General features: G+C 47.9%; 2 protein-coding genes. Both read right to left on the bottom strand.

What is annotated here, in order from left to right:
- Positions 1-887, bottom strand: an 887-nt coding sequence (locus tag A3756_RS17205) for an aminotransferase class I/II-fold pyridoxal phosphate-dependent enzyme (RefSeq protein ID WP_156490559.1), incomplete at its 3' end; no start/stop codon positions are given.
- Positions 884-4,131: cobaltochelatase subunit CobN (gene cobN, locus A3756_RS17210; protein WP_068554059.1), on the bottom strand; the 3,248-nt coding region annotated here is incomplete at its 5' end. The genes A3756_RS17205 and cobN, both read right to left, overlap by 4 nt.

Raw genomic sequence — 4,131 nt, forward strand, 5'->3', positions numbered from 1 at the left:
AACAACAATTGGTGGGCTTCTGATACATCGCCCCCTTGTTCTCGCAATTGAATAAATAAACCTTGCCACAGCTTTTGGTTATCTCGAGACAAGTCGAGGTATCGCTGGCGCGCGTCAGCTTGCCATTGCGCATCAAGAAACGCTCGAGTCGCTATTTCTTGGGCAGGCCCATTGACATCCCAAACACCAATGAAAGCCTTCATCTCATGCAAAAGCGTTTGGCCCGCAAAAACAAAACCGAGCCTCAAGCCTGGTAAGCCAAAGAATTTACCGAATGATCTTAATACCACCATATTCGCTGCAAAATTAGCACCCAAAACACTTTGCTCAGGACAGAGGTCTGCAAACGCTTCATCCACGATTAACGCAGCGCCCTCAGTAAGTTGTGATGACCAATACTTCAATGTTTCGGGTGAGAAAGTGATGCATGTGGGGTTGTTTGGATTTATCACCAGCAAATGAAATGCGTCGCCAGATGCAAGCCGTTTTTCTATGACTTTTTTTGCGTCATCAACGTTGTTCGATGGATAATAAACCAACTCCGCCCCATGCTGACGCCAGGCCTCGGCGTGCTCTTGATAACCGATATCAGGCAAGACAATCGGAAAATTCTTCAGGCACTTTGGCAGCGAAGCAATAGTTTGTTGTGAGCCATTTGTCGCAAAGAAATCATGCTGCCCGTAATAGCCTCGAACGGCGCTGCGAAAATTATCCTTCTGATATGGCATTCGAGTTAAGTACTCTGTAGATATATCCACGTCTGGGTAATGCATAGGGCTAATGCCCGTCGAGAGGTCAATCCACTTTTCTATAGGGACACCATAGCATTTTGATGCCGTTTCGAGATCTCCCCCATGAAGAATTCGGTCGTCAACTCTACTCATCATGCCTGCTCCTGCTTTTCATCCAAAGCCAAGAGCACATCCTGTAATTTTTCCGGATACTGGCCAGGAGCACCCCAAAGCCCACGTTGCGTCGCTTCTAATAAGCGTTCTGCCATTTCTTCAAGCACAGAGGGGTTGTTCTCCAAGAGAAAATTGAGGTTATCCGAGTCGAGTATCAAGGTATCAGTCACGGCCTCGTATTGATAATCATCAATCAGATTGGTGGTGGCATCATAGGCGAACATATAATCAATGCTCGCCCCCATCTCAAAGGCACCTTTGTAACCATGCTCTCGCATCGCATGAATCCATTTAGGGTTTAACACTCGCGAACGGACAACCCGGTTCAGCTCCTCTTTCAAGGTTCTAATCTTAGGAGATGACGGGTTGGAATGGTCATTGTGATACATCGTTGGTGCATCCCCCGAGAACACTTCAACCGCGTTGCTCATGCCCCCTTGGAACTGGTAATAATCATCAGAGTCCAAGATGTCGTGCTCTCTATTATCCTGGTTTTGCGAAACCACCTCTAATTGCGACAATCGAAAACGGAAAGCTTCCTTGGCATCGACACCGTCTCCCGCCTCGTTACCGTAGGCATAGCCACCCCAATTCAGATAGGCATCGGCTAGATCACTCTTTTGCTCCCAACAACGCTCGTCTATCAAGCCCTGTAGACCCGCACCATAAGCGCCGGGCTTACTACCAAACACACGATAACTCGCCTGCCTTCTAGCCAAATCGGCATTTAACCCCGTCAGTGTTAGTTCATCGATACGCTCTAACACATGCTGTTGAATGATGTTCTCGTTTCCAGGTTCTTCGATATCGACAATCGTTTGCACGGCCGCATCAAATAATTTCATGACGTTAGGAAATGCATCTCTGAAAAAGCCCGAGACCCGCAAGGTCACATCGACACGAGGTCGTTGCAGCAATTGGGTGCTCAGCACTTTAAAATCAACAACACGGTTAGATCCCGGCGCCCAAATAGGTTCGACGCCCATCAGAGCAAAAGCCTGAGCGATATCATCGCCACCGGTTCGCATGGTTGCCGTACCCCAAACTGACAAACCTAGCTGTTTGGGATAATCACCATGCGCTTGAAGATGACGTTCGATCAAAGCTTGGGCCGAACGCTTTCCTATTTCCCACGCCGCCGGGGACGGTATGGCACGATTATCAACGGAAAAGAAATTACGCCCTGTCGGCAAGGTATCCAATCTTCCTCGCGTTGGTGCGCCACTCGGGCCAGGGTCAATGCGCTTACCTCTTAAGCCCTTGATGATTGAGCCCAACTCCAGTTCTGCACTTTTTCTCAACGCAGCTAAGAGCACGTCTTTTGTATAATTGAGCTGCGCTAGTGTAGAAGGTAATTGCGCAAGCAACGGAATTGATTCGTCAGACAAGACATAGGTTTCTACTAGCTTTTTGGCAAGCAGTTCTAGTCGCTCACGTGTATCCGCTTCGGTACGCCAAAGTCCTTCATCTAGTTCGGCTAAGCATTCAGGTCTCGTGCCCTCCCAAGCTTCCGCACCTGCAGACAGTGGATCAAATAGATCATCGTCACCTTTAATATCTAAATCCAGAACCAGGTTATGAAGAATTCCCTGACTGTGTTTCTCACCACCACGAGGCAAGCGCAGTAAGGCCACTATCGTATCCGAAAGCTTCTCCTTGTTTGGCAGCACCCCTAGTATATGCAGACCATGTCGTATCTGCGCTTCCTTGATGTCACATAAATACGCATCGAGCCGATTTAGTACAGCGTCTTCATCTGACGTATCTTCAGTGCCAAGTTCGTCTAGCACATTGCTATCTTTTACCTGATCCAAAATCGCTTTTCGGAGATAGACTTCGCGCTTGTCGTCCATTCCCATTGCCTGGTAATACTCATCGACTAGCGACTCTAACTCGGCTAGTGGTCCATAGGTTTCAGCCCTTGTCATGGGTGGCATTAGATGATCGATAATGGCCGCTTGGGTTCGCCTCTTTGCTTGAGCACCCTCACCTGGGTCATTCACAATAAACGGATAAAAATGCGGCATAGGGCCAAGCGCAATATCAGGCCAACATTCTGATGATAAGGCCGAGCCTTTTCCGGGTAACCATTCCAGATTGCCATGTTTACCAACATGAATCACCGCTTCCACCTTATAGACATGTCTCAGCCAAAAATAGAAAGCTAAGTAGTTGTGCGGTGGGATCAAATCCGGGTCATGGTAGTTTGCGACCAGATCAATATTGAATCCTCGTGCAGGTTGAATACCAACAAAGATCTCGCCCAAACGAATACCCGATATCATCAGTCGCCCTTGCCGAAACTTGTTGTCGTCCTCTGGCTGTCCCCACTGATCTATTACTGCTTTCTGTGACGATTCGGGTAACGCAGAAAACAGCTTCTTATAGGTCTCGACACAAAGACTTTGCCAACATGGCAAATGGTGCAAGGTATTTGGATTATTGGTGACAGAAGTTAGCAATGCTTCGATCAATGCATTTCCCGATTCGGGAATATCGCTAACGGGGTAACCAGCATCGGCCAAGGCACTCAGAATTTGGCAGGCTGAATTGGGTGTGTCTAACCCAACGCCATTCCCTATCCGGCCATCCTTCGTCGGATAATTCGCGAGTATCATCCCGATGCGTTTTTCTGAATTTGGCTTCACCGCAAGTCGGCAATATCGCCATGCTAATTCCGCTACGAAATGTGCCCGTTCAGCATTTAATTCATATTGAACGATACTCGACTGGGCATGCTCGTCGTAGAAACTCTCGCTCTTAAAACTAAGTGCACGGGTTGCAATCCTACCATCCATTTCAGGAAGCACGACTTGCATCGCTAAATCTCGGCTTCTCAAGCCTTGGCTATGCGCTAACCAGTCTTCTTCTGTACTACCTGACAATACCAACTGCAAAACAACAAGGTCTTTCTCAAAGGGCGATTGGAAAGTACTTGGCTCAGAACTAAGATCGGGGCTCGCCACGGTATTGGTTGCAAACCCAGTCGCATTCAGTACCAACTGTACATTTGCCTGGTCGATTAATGCGTTAACCAAGGAGAGTGATGACGGGTCTTTTAGCGAACTAATCGCAACGGGTAACACAGAAAGCTGATGCTGTTCCAAGACACTAATTAGCGCATCGAACATCGTGGTATTAGCGCTTTGCAAATGACTTCGATAAAACAACAGCATTACGGTTGGATTATCTTGGCCAGCCTTATTGCTTACCTTGTCTTGCCAAG

Source organism: Oleiphilus sp. HI0086, assembly GCF_001635225.1.